General features: G+C 68.4%; 12 protein-coding genes. 6 read left to right on the top strand and 6 right to left on the bottom strand.

Annotated elements, in window-relative coordinates; genetic code table 11:
• Window positions 1-123 precede the first annotated feature (123 nt).
• The 3 genes from panB to ACZ3HV_RS36530 all read right to left on the bottom strand — a co-directional run bounded on the left by panB (window position 124) and on the right by ACZ3HV_RS36530 (window position 4,754).
• Complete coding sequence (gene panB / locus ACZ3HV_RS36540; protein ID WP_465691317.1) at window positions 124-2,280, bottom strand: 3-methyl-2-oxobutanoate hydroxymethyltransferase; 2,157 nt, start codon at window positions 2,278-2,280, stop codon at window positions 124-126.
• A gap of 152 nt (window positions 2,281-2,432) precedes the next feature.
• Window positions 2,433-4,205 (bottom strand): NAD+ synthase, encoded by a 1,773-nt coding sequence (locus ACZ3HV_RS36535; RefSeq protein WP_465691315.1) that lies wholly within the window; start codon window positions 4,203-4,205, stop codon window positions 2,433-2,435.
• Between the two features lie 9 nt (window positions 4,206-4,214).
• The gene (locus ACZ3HV_RS36530) at window positions 4,215-4,754 is read right to left on the bottom strand and encodes a P-loop nucleotide/nucleoside kinase family protein (protein ID WP_465691313.1); all 540 of its coding nucleotides are present in this window, start codon (window positions 4,752-4,754) and stop codon (window positions 4,215-4,217) included.
• A gap of 83 nt (window positions 4,755-4,837) precedes the next feature.
• On the opposite strand from ACZ3HV_RS36530, the gene ACZ3HV_RS36525 reads away from it, so the two are divergent.
• On the top strand, window positions 4,838-6,004 hold the full coding sequence (locus tag ACZ3HV_RS36525; RefSeq protein ID WP_465691311.1) for a DUF418 domain-containing protein: 1,167 nt from the start codon (window positions 4,838-4,840) through the stop codon (window positions 6,002-6,004).
• A 6-nt stretch (window positions 6,005-6,010) separates the two neighbouring features.
• On the opposite strand, the gene ACZ3HV_RS36520 is transcribed toward ACZ3HV_RS36525, so the two are convergent.
• The gene (locus ACZ3HV_RS36520; RefSeq protein ID WP_465691309.1) at window positions 6,011-6,445 is read right to left on the bottom strand and encodes a peptidoglycan recognition protein family protein; all 435 of its coding nucleotides are present in this window, start codon (window positions 6,443-6,445) and stop codon (window positions 6,011-6,013) included.
• Window positions 6,446-6,503: 58 nt separating this feature from the next.
• Between ACZ3HV_RS36520 and ACZ3HV_RS36515 the strand changes: the two genes are divergently transcribed.
• On the top strand, window positions 6,504-6,974 hold the full coding sequence (locus tag ACZ3HV_RS36515; RefSeq protein ID WP_465691307.1) for a hypothetical protein: 471 nt from the start codon (window positions 6,504-6,506) through the stop codon (window positions 6,972-6,974).
• The gene (locus ACZ3HV_RS36510) at window positions 6,971-7,957 is read left to right on the top strand and encodes a hypothetical protein (protein WP_465691305.1); all 987 of its coding nucleotides are present in this window, start codon (window positions 6,971-6,973) and stop codon (window positions 7,955-7,957) included. Before ACZ3HV_RS36515 ends, ACZ3HV_RS36510 begins: the two co-directional genes overlap by 4 nt.
• On the opposite strand, the gene ACZ3HV_RS36505 is transcribed toward ACZ3HV_RS36510, so the two are convergent.
• Window positions 7,889-8,302, bottom strand: a complete 414-nt coding sequence (locus ACZ3HV_RS36505; RefSeq protein ID WP_465691303.1) for a hypothetical protein — start codon at window positions 8,300-8,302, stop codon at window positions 7,889-7,891. The two genes, ACZ3HV_RS36510 and ACZ3HV_RS36505, sit on opposite strands and share 69 nt — an antisense overlap.
• A 116-nt stretch (window positions 8,303-8,418) precedes the next feature.
• Between ACZ3HV_RS36505 and glnA the strand changes: the two genes are divergently transcribed.
• From glnA to ACZ3HV_RS36490, 3 genes are all read left to right on the top strand, one after another.
• A complete protein-coding gene (glnA, locus tag ACZ3HV_RS36500; RefSeq protein ID WP_360375585.1) occupies window positions 8,419-9,759 on the top strand; it encodes a type I glutamate--ammonia ligase in 1,341 nt (446 codons plus the stop codon).
• A gap of 138 nt (window positions 9,760-9,897) precedes the next feature.
• The gene (locus tag ACZ3HV_RS36495) at window positions 9,898-10,977 is read left to right on the top strand and encodes a HupE/UreJ family protein (protein ID WP_465691301.1); all 1,080 of its coding nucleotides are present in this window, start codon (window positions 9,898-9,900) and stop codon (window positions 10,975-10,977) included.
• Entirely contained in the window at window positions 10,974-14,618 is a 3,645-nt protein-coding gene (locus ACZ3HV_RS36490) for an outer membrane protein assembly factor BamB family protein (protein WP_465691299.1), read from the top strand. Before ACZ3HV_RS36495 ends, ACZ3HV_RS36490 begins: the two co-directional genes overlap by 4 nt.
• 129 nt (window positions 14,619-14,747) lie before the next feature.
• Here the strand turns inward: ACZ3HV_RS36490 and ACZ3HV_RS36485 are convergent, their stop codons facing one another.
• The gene (locus ACZ3HV_RS36485; protein WP_465691297.1) at window positions 14,748-15,242 is read right to left on the bottom strand and encodes a hypothetical protein; all 495 of its coding nucleotides are present in this window, start codon (window positions 15,240-15,242) and stop codon (window positions 14,748-14,750) included.
• Between the last annotated feature and the right edge of the window lie 160 nt (window positions 15,243-15,402).

Genomic DNA, 15,402 nt, shown 5'->3' with positions numbered 1-15,402 from the left:
TGCTGGTGGCGTCCCCGCGGACCGACGGCGGCCAGTCCGCGCCAGGCGCGGACAGATCACCCACACATCAAGCAGGAGAGCCGGATATCCCCTCGCATGCGGTTAGGTCGGGTGGTGGGGGTGTCAGAAGGTGTGTTCGTCGGTGGGGAAGGTGCCGGAGGCTACGTCTGCGGCGTAGGTGGTGGCGGCGGCGGTGAGGATGCCTCGGAGGTCGGCGTACTGCTTGACGAAGCGGGGCATGGTGCCTGAGCGGAGGCCGGCCATGTCTTGCCAGACGAGGACCTGGGCGTCGGTGTCGCGGCCGGCGCCGATGCCGATGGTGGGGATCGAGACTCGCTTGGTGATTTCAGCAGCGACGTCGCCTGGAACCATTTCGAGGACCACCGAGAACGCACCTGCCTCGGCGAGCGCCACGGCGTCGTCGATCAGGCCAGCGGCTTGGTCGCCACGACCCTGGACGCGGTAGCCGCCGATGCTGTGTTCGCTCTGCGGCGTGAAGCCGATGTGCGCCATCACGGGGATGCCGGACTGCGTCAGCTTCTCGACCATCGGGACCATGTTGCGGCCGCCTTCGAGCTTCACCGCATGTACGCCGGCTTCTTTCATGAACCGTACGGCGGTGTGGAAGGCCTGCTCGGGTGAGGCCTGGTACGAACCGAACGGCAGGTCCGCCACGACGAGTGCACGCTCGACGGCACCCGCAACGGCCCGCGCCAGCGGGATGAGTTCGTCGACGGTGACGCGCAGCGTGGTCTCGTAGCCGAAGACGTTGTTCGCGGCGGAGTCACCGACGAGCAGCACCGGAATGCCGGACTGGTCGAAGATCTCGGCGGTGTACTGGTCGTACGCCGTCAGCATCGCCCACTTCTCGCCACGGTTCTTCATGTCGCGGAGGTGGTGCACGCGGTACCGGCGCGGCTTCTTGCTGCCGTCACCCGGGCCGCTGCCGCCGGACGGCTTGTTCTCCACCGGTGCGGCCGGACCGCCGATCGCCGACGACGCCGCGGCGCTCGCCATGGCCTGAGCCCTACGGGCCGCACGGTGGGACGCGGACTGGTCGTTGCCGACCTGGCTCGGAGCGTCCTGCTGGACGTCCGCACGCCGCCGCCCACCGACGGGCTTGGGCTCGCTCACCGGCGCGTTGCTCTCGTACTCCGCGCTCGGATCCGACAGGTAACCGTTGTCCTGCTTCTGGGCCGGCTCCTGCGGGTAGGACTCGATTGCCTCCGGCATGTACGCCGTGATCGTCGGAGTGTCCACCGGGTAGTTGGCCGGGGGAGTCGCGGGCGCGGGCGGACGCGGCGGCTGTTGCTGTTGCGGCGGCGCCTGGTTCTGGGCCGGCGCAGGCGGCGTCTGCTGCTGCGGCGTCGGCGGCTGGTGCGGCGGGGTCACACCGTTGCTGCTGTGACCGTTGCTCTGAGCCGGAGTCAGTGGCGGTGTAGGCGAAGGGGTCGGAGCCGGACTGCTCCAGTTGGTGCTCCCGTTCGAGCTGTGCGGTGCGCCTGGTCGCTGTGTCACGCCATTGCTCGACTGCGGCGGTGCGGGCGGGCGCTGGGCCTGCTGCGGCGGTCCGGCCGGCGGCTGCTGCGGTTGACGGTTCGGCGGTGTGCCGTTGCTCCCCGGACCGAACGGACTCGGCCGGCCTTGCGACGGCGGAGGCGTCTGCTGCGCGGGAGGCTGCTGCGGCCGGAAAGGGTTCTGCTCCGGGTACGACGCCTGTCCGTACTCCTCGCCACGAGCCTGCTGCTCACGCTCACCACGGAGCTCACGCTCACCACGAGCCAACTGCTCACGCTCACCACGAGCCTGCTGCTCGCGCTCAGCACGAGCCTGCTGCTCGCGCTCAGCACGAGCCTGCTGCTCGCGCTCAGCACGAGCCTGCTGCTCGCGTTCTGCGCGGGGATCGCGCTCACCACGCGCCTGCTCGCGGTCGGCGTAGTACTCCGGCCGCTGTGGCTGATCGCCGTACGGCCGCGGCTGGTCGCCGTGCCGCTGCTGCTGGGGTTGCTGCGCCGGCGGTGGCGGTGCGGTCGGCAGGTACGGCGACTTGGGCACGTACGGCTGCTGTGGCACCGGGCCACGCTCGTACGACCGCGGTGCGTTCGGCAGGGACGGCGACGGGTCGAGTCCGAGCCCGTTGGCCCGCTCCCGCCAGTTGTCGTCGCCATAGTCCCCACGACGCTGCTCTTCGGTTGTCCGGTTCTTCGGTCCGGTCCCGTACGGCGACGGCAGCTCCTCGTCGTCACCTGGGGTACCGGCCGACAGGAAGTTGTCAACCATGCCTTCATCGTCCCACCGTTGCGGAGGGTGAGCGCCACCGCCTGTGGGTGAGCGATCGCTCACATCGTCGGCGGGCAGGCCTGAGCGGCCGGAGGGTTCCTCGGTGGAACCCCACGGAATGTCGGTGGAAGGGCGGTACCGCCAGGAGTCGCTCAGTGCTCGGCTGCCTTTCGTGCGTCCTCACGCCATGCGCTGGTGATCGGCAGTCGCCGGTCCCGGCCGAAGGCCTTGTGGGTGATCTTCGGACCCGGAGGATACTGCCGGCGCTTGTACTCCGCACGGTCGACCAGCTGGATCACCTTGGTGACCAGCTCGGTGTCGAACCCGGCGGCGACCAGTTCCGCACTGCCGCGGTCCTGCTCGACGTAGTCGTCCAGCATGTCGTCGAGCAGATCGTACGGCGGCAGCGAGTCGGTGTCCCGCTGTCCGGGGCGCAACTCGGCCGACGGCGGCTTGGCGATCGCGTTCTCCGGGATCGGCGGCTGCTGGCCGCGTTCCTTCGCGTCCGCGTTCCGCCACTTGGCCAGCCGCCAGACCAGCGTCTTCGGGACGTCCTTCAACGGTGCGTAGCCGCCGACCGCGTCGCCGTAGATGGTGGAGTACCCGACGGACAGCTCGGATTTATTGCCGCAGGCAAGCACCAGGTGGCCGTCGGCGTTCGACAGGCCCATCCAGATCACCGCGCGGACCCGGGCCTGCAGGTTCTCCTCGGCCAGGCCGGTCAGGCCGAGCGTGTCCAGGAACGGCTGCACCATCGGCTGGATCGGCACCACCCGGTAGTTGAGCCCGGTCCGCGCGGCCAGCTCGGCGGCATCGTCCTTGGAGTGGTCGCTGGAGTAGACGCTCGGGTTCGAGATGCCGAACACGTTCTCGGGGCCGATCGCGTCGCAGGCGATCGCGGCGACCAGCGACGAGTCGATGCCGCCGGAGAGGCCGAGCAGGACGGACTTGAAGCCGTTCTTCTGGACGTAGTCGCGCAGGCCGGTGACGATCGCGCCGTACATCTCGGCCTCGTCGGCCAGCCGCGGCGCGATCGCGGAGTCCATCGCCTCGTACGGCGCCAGCGCGTCCTCGTGGAGCACGGTGTGGACGATCTCGATGCCCTCGTGGGTGCCTTCCGGCGTACCGGTCGCGGCGGGGAGGTCGAGATCGACGACCATGCTGCCCTGCTCGAACTGCGGGGCGCGGGCGAACACCTTGCCGTCGGCGTCGGCGATCAGCGAGTCGCCGTCGAAGACGAGCTCGTCCTGGCCGCCGATCAGGTTCACGTAGGCGAGCGAGCAGCCGGCCTCGCGGGCGCGGCGGCGGACCAGGTCACCGCGGACGTCGTCCTTGTTGGCCTCGTACGGCGAGCTGTTGACGACGAGCAGGAGACCGGCACCGGCGGCCTTGGTCACGGCGACCGGGCCGCCGTCCTGCCAGAGGTCCTCGCAGATGACCAGGGCGATGTCGATGCCGTGGATCCGGATCACCTGCAGGGTGTTGCCGGGGACGAAGTGCCGGAACTCGTCGAAGACGCCGTAGTTCGGCAGGTGGTGCTTGACCGCGCTGGTGACCACCTGGCCCTGATGGATCACGGCGGCGGAGTTGGTCGGGGAGCCCTTGGGGCGGCCGAGCCGGTCGATGCCCATCGCCGTACCACTGGCGCGGTCGAGGTAGCCGCAGACCACCACGATGTCGCCGAGGCCCTCGTCGGCCAGTCGCTTCGCCAGGGTCTTGATCTTCACCTGGGAGGCGTCCACGAAGGACGCCCGCAGCGCCAGGTCCTCCACCGGATAGCCGGTCAGCGCGAGCTCCGGAAACGCCACCACGTGCGCGCCCCGCTCGACCGCGTTGCGGGTCCACGCGACGATCTTGTCCGCGTTCCCGTCAATGTCACCCACGGTCACATTGAGCTGAGCGAGGGCTACCCGAAGCTGAGGCACGGGAGCACATTACTGGTTCGTTGGCTCGAACCCACGCCCGATGTACTTCTTGATCAAATGCAGGTTCGCCTCGACCGGATCCATCGCGTCCACCGTGAGGTGTTCACGACTCAGCGGCGGGAACTCGGCCCGCATCCGCTCGACGTGATCCCACCCCACCTCATGCCACCCGGGGATGCCCCGGGTACGTCCTTCGAGCCGCCGCCGATGCTCGCCCTCGTCAGTACAAACGCAGACGATCACATCGAGGCGACCGTCGTACTCCGCCGCGGTCTTCTGCCACCGGTCGGCGACCTCGTCGTTGACGAGACAGTCCAGGATCGCCGACTGGCCGAGCATCAGCTGACGCTTCATCAGCGTCTCGAGCAGGTCGTTGTACATCGCCACGAAGGTCGGCCGGCTCAATCCGCTCAGAACCCCGTGGGGTTTGAGTGCTCCGAACAACCAGTCGCCGGCGAACGCGGGGACGCTGAGCTCCGTCGCCAGTTGCTCGGCGAGGGTCGACTTCCCGGTACCCGGCAGTCCGGTGAAGGCGATGACGTTTCTCATGCCTTCGAATCTAGCGACGAAGGTTCTGAGGGCGGGGACTTTCGTTGGATGTGGGTACCGAGGGCAGCGGATTGACTGGCGGTATGAGTGGACCTACTGGGTTGAGTGAGCGGGCGCTGGGGCCGGACTTGGCTCGGGGGTTCATGTTGTTATTCATTGCCTTGGCCAACTCGCATTACTTCATCTACGGGGACCGGGTGTTCGGAGGATTCCCGGTCGATGCGGGGCCGGTGGGGATGGTGATCTCGACGTTCGTCGACGGGCGGGCGTTTCCGATGTTCGGGGTGTTGTTCGGGTACGGCGTGGCGCAGATCGTCCGGCGGCAGCGGGAGGACGGGAAGGAGTGGCGGCCGATCCGGAAGCTGTTGTGGCGGCGGAGTCTCGTGCTCGTGGTCCTCGGCTTCCTGCACGCGATGCTGCTCTACATCGGCGACATCCTCGCGGCGTACGGCGTACTCCTCTTCCTCGGCGTGTGGGCGCTGCGCTGGAAGGACCGCTGGCTGTTCATCGTCGCCGCACTGGTGCTCGTACTCACGGCTTTGCCGAGCGATGACTCACTGGCGACCGCGTCCGACGCGGCGGATCCGTCGATGCTGCCCACGGACTTCCTCGGTCAGTTCGGCGATCGCATCGTCGTGCAGCCGTACATCGCCGGACTCGGGTGGATCGGGTTCATCACGCCGTTCCTGATCGGACTCTGGGCCGGCCGGCGGCGCATCCTCGAGCGCCCGGCCGAGCACCGCACCTTGCTCACCACGACGGCGATCGTCGGCCTGACCATCGCCGTGGTCGGCGCGCTCCCTGTCTCACTCGTCGTCGGCGGCATGATCGACCAGCCGAGCGACCGCGCGCTCCGCATCCTCGGTCCGCTGCACGACGCCGCTGGTGTCTTCGGCGGTTTCGGGTACGCCGCCTTGATCGTCCTGATCGCACACCGGCTGAACGATCGCCAAGGCCCGATCACCCGGGCGATCGCCGCCGTCGGCCAGCGTTCGCTGACCTGTTACCTCTCCCAGTCCGTGGTGTGGGCCGTCGTCTTCACGCCGTACCTGCTCGACCTGTCGCGCACGCTCACCACGACCACGACGGCACTGCTCGCCGTCGCGACCTGGCTGGCGACCGTGGTGATGGCCGACCGGATGCGGCGCGCCGGCTACCGCGGACCGTTCGAGCTGCTGATCCGCCGGATCACCTATCAGCCCGGCATCACCGCGGCCACGCGGTCGCGCAGTTCCGGCAGCCGCGCGTAGAACACGTCACCCGGGCACTGCGTCGAGTTGTAGTCCCGGTGCCCGACGATCGCTGCTCCGGCCCTCCATCAGGAACCCGCCGCGGCTGATCGTGAGCTGGTTGCCCATGTCGATCCAGCCGTTGGTGTCCATGTGCAGGTCCTGGATCCAGTGCTGGACCGCGTACGCCGCCGCGAGCGAGTAATCGGTCACGTTCGGGCTCGCGGTGTGGTGGATGACGATGTGGTCGGGTGCGCCGATCACCTGGGTGGCGGACTTGGGCGGGCGCGCCGACCATTCGGTGCGCGTGTAGCAGCGCGGTGCGGGAGCCGCGTGGGCTGCTGTGGTGGGGAGGGCGACGCCACCGAGCAGGACGCCGCCGGCGGCCGCGCCGCGCAGCAGGGTACGCCGGGACGGCAGCGCCGGAGTCTGGGTACGTTGGATATTTTCTGGGGCGGTCATACCTTGGAAAATTCCCTACCGATAACCCGCCGAAACCGAGGATGGTCTAATGACGGGCGTGACAGATGGTGTGCGGACGGGGGACGTCCGGCTGGGCCGAATCGGCAAGTGTGTCCGGGTCGGTGTAGCGGTCGTCGGGATCGGCCTGCTGATCAACGGATCGGTGCGGGCCTCCGACGACGCCTGGCCGTTCGGGCCGATGTCGCAGTACGCCGGTTCGATCGCCGACGACGCCTCGATCACGTTCACCCGGATCAGTGCGCAGACAGACGCCGGTACGACGGTCGACGTACCGCTGAACATCGAAGGCGCCGGCGTTGCCCGGGCCGAGATCGAGGCCCGGACCGGCGAGATCGTCAAGGACCCGTCGTTGCTGCAGTCGGTGGCCGATGGGTGGGCGCGGAAGCATCCGGACCGGCCGAAGTACGTGAAGCTCGAACTGATCCGGGACACCACCCAGCTGGTCAAGGGCCGGGTCGAGGGCCCGCCGACGTCCGAGGTCCTCGCGACCTGGGAGGTGCGCAGGTGAGCGCCGCCCAATCAGACGCCCAGCCCGCCGACCAGGCCGTCGCTCGCCGATCCACAGCCGGCCGGGTCGCCGACTGGTTCACCCCGAGGATCGCCGTCGCCCGGATCGCGTGGCTGCGGACGGTGCTCTACCTGTTCGTCATCCTCGACATGCACGCGTTCGTCCGCGACACCCGCGACAAGGGCGAGCACCCCGGCCTGTACCAGCCGCTACTGGTGGCCCGGATGCTCGACCTGCCCAAGCCGTCGGTGGCGAACACGACCACCTTGTACGTCGTCCTGATCGTGTTCTGCCTGATCGGCGCGGCCAACCGGTTGCCGCGGATCGCGGGCTGGGTGGTCGCTCCGGCGTTCACCTGGTGGGTGCTGATCGGGATGAGCGACGGCAAGGTCGATCACGACCACCTCGCCCTCGTCGTGGCGCTCTGGGTGCTGCCGACGGTGGCGCCGCGGGGTCGCGGCTGGACGTGGCGCCGGGAGGTTTCGCCGTACGCGGACCAGACGACGTCCGAGGCCGCCGGCTGGGCGATCCGGTGCATCCAGATCTCGGTGATCGCGACCTACTTCCTGTCCGCGATCGCCAAGCTCCGTGGTGCCGGGTGGACGCTCGCCTGGCCGAACAGCGCGATCCTGACCTGGGCGATCGTACGGCGGCCGCACCCGGTCGGGGAGTGGTTGCTGCACCACCCGTGGATGCTGCACGTGATGCAGTGGGTCGGCATCATCGCGGAGTTCTTCTCGCCGGTGATCCTCTGGCTCAAGGGTCGGTGGCAGTTGCTCGGGGCGCTGTTCTTCCTCGGGTTCCACGCGGCGAACACGGCGATCCTGCTGATCCACTTCCTGCCGACCGTGGTCTGCTGGCTCGCGTTCGCGCCGCTCGAGCGGGTGGTGCCGTGGTTCCAGCGGCGGCGGGGATCAGAAGGCGGACAGCCCGAAGACCAGGCCGAAGAGAGCCGGCAGGCCAAGGAGCAGGCCGGCGCGTAGCCGGAACCGCCGGCCGCCGGGGCCTGGTGTCCGGACGACCCGGGAGAGCACGGCACCGGCGTACCCGAAGACCAGGGCGGCGAGCAGGATCTGCTTGGTCGGCAGGTTGTCGGCGTCGTGGTGGGTCAGCCCGAGCGTGACCAGCCCGGGGCAGCAGAAGGCGAACATGCCGAACCCGAGCTCCGGGATCGGCAGCCAGCGGCGGCCGAGCACGTCCCGCTCGGCGGGCCGCTTGCGCCGGATCGACTGGACGAACCGGGTGGTGCTGAGCAGCAGATCGCTCACACACAGCAGCGCGGCCACGATCAGCGCCACCTGGTAACCGGCGCCGAAGATCGTCTGCACAAGGGAACACGTTAGGCCCTGTGCAAGCTCATGTCCGCCCGAGCACGTAACGTCTGCTTAACAGAGCCAGGGCACACTGTGTGAGGGCTCCCCATAGGTAGGCGAGAGGTGGACTGATGGACAAGCAGCAGGAGTTCGTGCTGCGCGCGCTGGAGGAGCGCGACGTGCGCTTCGTGCGGCTCTGGTTCACCGACGTGCTCGGGTTCCTCAAGTCGGTGGCGGTGGCGCCGGCCGAGCTGGAGGGCGCGTTCGCCGAGGGGATCGGGTTCGACGGCTCCGCGATCGAGGGGTTCGCCCGGGTGACCGAGGCGGACATGCTGGCCAAGCCGGACCCGTCGACGTTCCAGATCCTGCCCTGGCGGGGCGAGACGATGGGCACCGCGCGGATGTTCTGCGACATCAACATGCCGGACGGGTCCGCGTCGTTCGCCGACCCGCGGCACGTGCTGAAGCGGACCCTGTCGAAGGCGGCCGACCTGGGCTTCACCTTCTACACCCACCCCGAGATCGAGTTCTACCTGTTCAAGTCGCTGGTCGGCGCCGCCGGTACGACGCCGGAGCCGGTCGACTCCTCCGGGTACTTCGACCACACGCCGCAGGGGATCGGCAACGACTTCCGCCGCGAGGCGATCACGATGCTGGAGTCGATGGGCATCTCGGTCGAGTTCAGCCACCACGAGGGCGGGCCGGGCCAGCAGGAGATCGACCTGCGGTACGCCGACGCGCTGTCGACCGCGGACAACATCATGACGTTCCGGGTGGTCGTGAAGGAGGTCGCGTTGTCGCAGGGCATCTACGCGTCCTTCATGCCGAAGCCGCTGTCGGACCAGCCCGGGTCCGGGATGCACACGCACATGTCGTTGTTCGAGGGTGACCGGAACGCGTTCTTCGAGGGCGGCGCGCAGTACCAGCTGTCCAAGACCGGGCGGGCGTTCATCGCCGGCCTGCTGTACCACGCGGCCGAGATCACCGCAGTGACGAACCAGTGGGTGAACTCGTACAAGCGGCTCGCAGTCGGTGACGAGGCGCCGTCGTTCATCTCCTGGGGGCACAACAACCGGTCCGCGCTGGTCCGGGTGCCGATGTACAAGCCGCACAAGGGCCAGTCGAGCCGGGTCGAGTTCCGCTCGCTCGACTCCGCGGCGAACCCGTACCTCGCGTTCGCGCTGATGCTGGCGGCCGGCCTGAAGGGGATCGAGGAGGGCTACGAGCTGCCGCGCGAGGCGGAGGACGATGTCTGGTCGCTCACCGCCCGCGAGCGCAAGGCCCTCGGCATCAAGCCGCTGCCGAGCAGCCTCGCCGAGGCGATCAGCGCGATGGAAGACAGCGAACTGGTCGCCGAAACCCTCGGCGAACACGTCTTCGACTTCTTCCTCCGCAACAAGCGCGCCGAATGGCAGGACTACCGCCGCCAAGTAACCCCCTTCGAACTGAACAAACTCCTGCCCGTCCTGTAGGAGTCTCCTTCCCACGGGTGCTCCGCCCGCGGGTTGCCAGAGGGCACCGGTCAGAAAGTGCGATTTGCCGTGTTGTGGCGGTGAATAGTTTCCTGCGGTGTCATCTAGTGGTTGCCGGGGTCGCGTGGGATCAGGGCCATGCGGCGGCTGCTGGTGGTTGCGGGGTTACTGGTTCTGCTGTTTCTGGGTGGGGCCTCGTCGGCTTCGGCTCATGTGATCGCGTCTACCGGCTACTCCGATGTGCACCAGGACGGCAGTCGGGTGACCTGGTTGCTCAGCTTGGAGTACGACGTACTCGCGCGGGCCGTGGATCTCGGTGCGCCGGCGACTGACGACGGTCAGCGGGCGCAGGCGCTGGACAACGCCAAGGACCGGATCGCGGAGTACCTGCACGACCGCGTGGTCGTGTCCGTGGACGGCGCCGCGTGTGAGTCGGCGCTCGAGACGACCGCGGTCGGTGAACGAGCCACCAAGGCGTACGCCGAGCTCGGGCTGGTGTTCGACTGCCCGGGATCGGCCGGCGCGTTCAGCCTGAAGTACGACGTCTTCGACACCGCCGAGGCAGTCGCCGACGATCACACCAACCTGGTCGAGTACACCTTCGGCGACGCTTCCGGCCGGACCGTCTTCGATCGCTCGCATCACGACTTCACCGCCGGCGACAACACGATGGCCGGCTCCGGCCTGCAGTTCGGGAAGATGGGCGTCGAGCACATCCTGCTCGGGCTCGATCACGTGCTCTTCGTGGTCGCGCTGATCCTCGGCGCCGGCAGCCTGCGCGGCCTGGTCCAGGTGATCTCGATGTTCACCGTGGCGCACAGCGTCACGCTGGTCTCCACGCTGCTCGGCGGGCTCGCCGTACCGGCGGTGATCGTCGAACCGCTGATCGCGCTCTCGATCGCCTTCGTCGCGGTGGAGAACCTGCTCGGCTCCACCCGCCACCGGCTCCCGGTGGTCTTCGGTTTCGGTCTTCTGCACGGGCTCGGCTTCGCCGGGTCGCTGCGGATCACCGCCCAGGTCAGCCCGGAACTGCTCGTCTCGCTGCTGAGCTTCAACGTCGGCATCGAGGTGGGCCAGGCGTTGCTGCTGCTCGCCGTGTTCCCACTGGTCCTGATGATTCGCCGGACCCGCGTCGCGGTTCCGGTGGTTCGCTCGGCGACCGGGGTCGTCGCCGCCTTCGGCCTCTACTGGTTCGCAGAAAGGTTCTTCCTGTCATGATCCGCCTGTTCCACAGGTCGAACGATCATCCACTCGCCACGACGAGGTGGCACAAACTCTTGTACGGCGTGACCGGCGGCCTGGCCGTCCTGGTTGTCGCGGTGCCCCTTACCGGCGTGGTCGCGGACGCCGTTGACGGGCCCAGCGCCACCATCACCGGCACGGTCTTCGAGGATCGCGATGCCGACAACCGGATCGACAACGGTGAGGTCGGGATCGCCGGCGTCAGCGTGTCGGACGGTCAGCAGAGTGTCGTCACCGACGCCAACGGTCACTACACGTTCTCGACGGCCGTCGAGCGCCGGGACGTCGACCTGGTGTTCGTCACCCAGCCGGCCGGCTACTCGGTCGGCACCGACGACAACATGACGCCGAAGTTCTTCCGGAACCTCGGTCAGCTGGCCGACGGCGCCGGCCAGGAGGTCAACTTCGGCCTCCGCAAGGACAAGGCGTCCGCGAGCGGTGGGTTCACCTTCGCCAACGTCGCCGACCCGCACGTCAACGCGCAGCTGCCCGAGCAGATCACCGAGATCAACTCGACCCAGCAGAAGCTCGCCTTCATCCAGGTCAGCGGTGACCTGACGAACAACGCCACCGATGCGGAGTTCGACACCTACCAGCGCGGGACCGCGAACTCGAAGGTCCCGGTCTGGCCGGCCGTCGGCAACCACGAGTACGCCGCGGGAGCGACGTACGCCGCTCGCATCAACAACTACCGCAAGCACGTCGGCCCGGAGTGGTACTCGTTCGACTACAGCGACCGGCACTTCCTGGTCCTGGAGAACAACGGCGCCGCACCGTTCGCCGAGCAGCTGGAATGGGTCAAGGCCGACCTCGCCCGGAACATGAAGCCTGGCAAGCACCTGGTCGTGCTGACCCACCAGCCGATGAACGTGCCGTTCGGCTCGCCCTCGGTGTACGACGAGTACGGCAAGGTGCTCGAGCAGTACGGCGCCGAGCTGATCCTGGTCGGCCACGAGCACTCCAACGACGTGGAGCCGAAGAGCGACTTCGCCGGCACCGCGAAGCACATCCAGACGGTGTCCAGCTCGTACACGATCGACAACTCGCCCCGCGGGTTCCGCTTCGTGCACATGGACAGCAAGGCCTTCGACAACCCGTTCCGGATCTACGGCGCGGAGAAGGATCTGACCGTCGTCTCGCCGGCACCGGGCACCGCGGTCCCGCTGGACCGGTTCCCCGGGATCCAGGTGAACGCCTACGACACCACCGACAACCCGGTCCGGGTTCGCTACCGGCTGGACAACGGCTCATGGCGGTCACTTCAGTCCACCGGCGAGTTCACCTGGTACGCCGACCTGCCGCACGGCACGAAGGCCGGCCAGCACCGCATCGTCGTCGAGGCCGCGGACAAGACCGGCGCGACCTGGACCCGGACGTCGGACTTCACGCTGACCGGCGAGAAGGCGATCCAGCCGATCGCCGGAGCGAACTGGTCGCAGCACCACGGCAACGAATCGCACAGCGGTGTCGCCACCGACGCGATCGCGGCCGGTCAGCGGCTGGCCTGGTCGTACCGCACCAAGGGCACCTTCCTCACCGGTTCGCCGGCCATCGTGAACGGCGTCGTGTACGCCGGGACGCGGGACGAGAACGGTGATGGCAACAGCGCGGTCCACGCGGTCTCGCTGGCCACCGGCAAGAAGCTGTGGAGCTACACCGTGCCGTCGTCGGTGCACGGGAGCGTGGCGGTGTCGGACGGTCTCGTCTACGTCCCGACCCTGCGCGGAACCCTGTTCGCGGTCGACGCGAAGACCGGCCAGCTGAAGTGGCGCCACGACCCCGAGGCCGCGCCGGAAGGCAACAACCAGCGCACCTACGGGTACTACGGCGTGACGGTTGCCGACGGCAAGGTGTTGTTCCCGTACCAGACGCGGTTCGGTGAGGCGGCGGCTGGTTTGCTGCTGGCGCTCGACGCCAAGACGGGCGAGCGGGCCTGGGCCGCACCGATGACCGGTGCCACGATGAGCGACGGCACACCGGCGGTCTCCGACGGACGGGTGTACGTCGGCAACGAAACCGCCGACCGGGTGATCGCGTACGACCTGAAGACCGGCGCGAGGCTGTGGCAGGGCACCGAGTCCCTCGGCGGCTGGCAGGACGGCATCCCGTCCGCGGCCGACGGCAAGGTGTTCATCGGCTCGAACAACGGCATCGTCGCCCGTGACGGTGCGACCGGTGCGACCTTGTGGACCTACACCAGCTCGCACCCGTCGCTGGTGAGCAGTGGCGCGACGCCGGCCGCTGCAGCGATCAACGGCAACACGGTCTACATGTCCTTCCCGAGTGGCGCGGTCACCGCGCTGAACGCAACCACGGGTGCAGTGATCTGGGACCAGTTGCTGCCGGGTTCGCAGTACCGGGGTGGTTCGTTCACCTCGCCGGCGCTGTCCGGGAACACGCTGTTCGTCGGCGCCAACAGTGGCGGGTTCTACGCGCTCGACGCACGGACCGGTCAGCCGTTGTGGTCGCAGGACATCGGCACCTGGGTGTCGGCCGGGCCGGCGGTCAGCGGCAACACCGTGGTCGCGGGCGCGTTCGACGGCAACCTGTACGCCTTCACGCCGGGCGGAACGACCGCCAAGCCGTGGCCGCTGGTGGCCGGAACGGTGAAGAACAAGACCACCGGTGCACCCGCGGCGAACAGCACAGTGCTGGTCGTGCAGGACGGTACGGCGGTCGGCCGCACGACGACCGATGCTGCGGGCAACTACCAGGTCGGTTTGTCGCAGGGCGCGGGCAAGTACACCGTCCAGGTCGCGCAGCTCGGCTTCGCGACCGCGGCCAAGGAGATCGAGGCCGGTGACAGCGGCACGTACCAGGCCGATCTCGAGGTGACGCCGGTCAACGTCGACGCGAGTATCGGCAAGCGGCTGCCCAGCGGTCTGGTCGAGGGCGGCGTCGGTGACATCGTGATCGAGAACAAGCACCTCGCGATGGCGATCGCGAAGGTCTTCCAGGACTCGCAGATGGCGCCGTCCACGCCCGGCAAGGTCGTCGACATGGCGATCACCGGACAGCCGGACCAGCTGGACTGGATCAACCTGCCGTACGTGAGCACCACCGAGCCGACCGGCGGCAGCGCCTGGCAGCAGTTGCAGGTGCGGTCGACCGATGTACGGATCGTCGAGAACACCGGCGAGAAGGCGGTCGTCCAGGCCACCGGGACCTCGGCGGAGAACCCGAACCTCAAGGTGGTCACGACGTACACCGCGACCGCCGACGAGCAGTTCGTCACGGCGGCGACGACCTTCACCAACGCGACGGGTGCGCCGCTGACGGTGTGGGCCGGCGACGCGCTCGACCACGACGGTGCCGGGTCACGCTCGGCGGTGTCGGGTAACGCGCCGGTCACCACCGGTGGTCCGTTCGCCCAGACGCCGGATGCGAAGCGCTGGATCGGGCAGTCCGGGACCGGCGCGGACAACCAGACCTACGGGCTGGTGTACGGCGCCGACAGCGGAGCGTTCACCGGGTATTCGCAGGCGATCTGGACGATGAGCAAGTTCAAGCTGGATCTGCCGGCCGGTGGCGCACACACCATCACCCGGCGCGTCGTCGCGGTCTCCAACGAGGGCGCGGCGGACAAGTTCGCCGTACTGAACCAGTTCGCCTTCTGATCAACCGATCAGGACCGCGAGCACCCTGACGGGCTGCCGGGGCGAGGCCGCGATCCGGTCGAGCACCGGCAGCCCGTTGCTCACGGCACCGATGACCGTACTCAGTAGGAGCACTGCGACAGAGTGTGTTCAGACTTTGGCCGGCTCCGGAGGTGCGTCGTCCGAGGCGTGCTGTGAGGTCCAGCGGGACGCCGCGGTGGAGTGCCGGTACGGCGCCTCGCCCGGGGCAGGAGGTGTGACAACCGGCAGCGGCGGCTCTTCCCTGGGTGCGATGACCGGGGTGCCGTCGGCGGCGAGGGCGTGCACTTCCTCGACCGTGAGCAGGCCGACCGGGCGGACCCCTTCGGTGATCACCACCATGCAGCCGGGGATCACCTGCTGGGCCCGGTTTCCCTTGCCTGGCACGAGGATCCCCTCGGCCGGCGTCCGCCAGGCGCCCGGCGCGAACCGGCGCAGCGCGATCCCGGCCTGACCGTCCTCAGCCGTCCGCGGCGGCAGGAAAGCGGTAGCTGTGTAGTCGTAGTCGTAGTCCGGCTCAGGCGGCCCGGACACTCGCCCACCCTGCTGGGGCGTCAACCAGACCACCGTGCCCCGCACCGCGAGCGACCCCGTCATCATGACCATGAGAAGCCATCATGCCGATTACTGCGCGAATCCGCTACACGACACCGTGTATTGACCGCAATCATCCCGCGATCTCTTCGCGATCTCATAACACTGAGTATGAGGGGTTCGGCAGAGGTTGAGCCCGGGCGCATCGGTGCGGGGGCGTTTGGGTAGCCTG

It is taken from the genome of Kribbella sp. NPDC020701, assembly GCF_055562215.1.
The sequence above is the reverse complement of the archived record's forward strand: the minus strand, read 5'-3'. Positions and strand labels throughout refer to the sequence as shown.

What these genes read in the sequence shown, in the direction of transcription:
- panB (WP_465691317.1), bottom strand. Translation starts at nt 2,280, where the DNA reads ATGGTTGACAACTTCCTGTCGGCCGGTACCCCAGGTGACGACGAGGAG.
- ACZ3HV_RS36530 (WP_465691313.1), bottom strand. Translation starts at nt 4,754, where the DNA reads ATGAGAAACGTCATCGCCTTCACCGGACTGCCGGGTACCGGGAAGTCG.
- ACZ3HV_RS36525 (WP_465691311.1), top strand. Translation starts at nt 4,838, where the DNA reads ATGAGTGGACCTACTGGGTTGAGTGAGCGGGCGCTGGGGCCGGACTTG.
- ACZ3HV_RS36520 (WP_465691309.1), bottom strand. Translation starts at nt 6,445, where the DNA reads ATGACCGCCCCAGAAAATATCCAACGTACCCAGACTCCGGCGCTGCCG.
- glnA (WP_360375585.1), top strand. Translation starts at nt 8,419, where the DNA reads ATGGACAAGCAGCAGGAGTTCGTGCTGCGCGCGCTGGAGGAGCGCGAC.
- ACZ3HV_RS36495 (WP_465691301.1), top strand. Translation starts at nt 9,898, where the DNA reads ATGCGGCGGCTGCTGGTGGTTGCGGGGTTACTGGTTCTGCTGTTTCTG.
- ACZ3HV_RS36490 (WP_465691299.1), top strand. Translation starts at nt 10,974, where the DNA reads ATGATCCGCCTGTTCCACAGGTCGAACGATCATCCACTCGCCACGACG.
- ACZ3HV_RS36485 (WP_465691297.1), bottom strand. Translation starts at nt 15,242, where the DNA reads ATGGTCATGATGACGGGGTCGCTCGCGGTGCGGGGCACGGTGGTCTGG.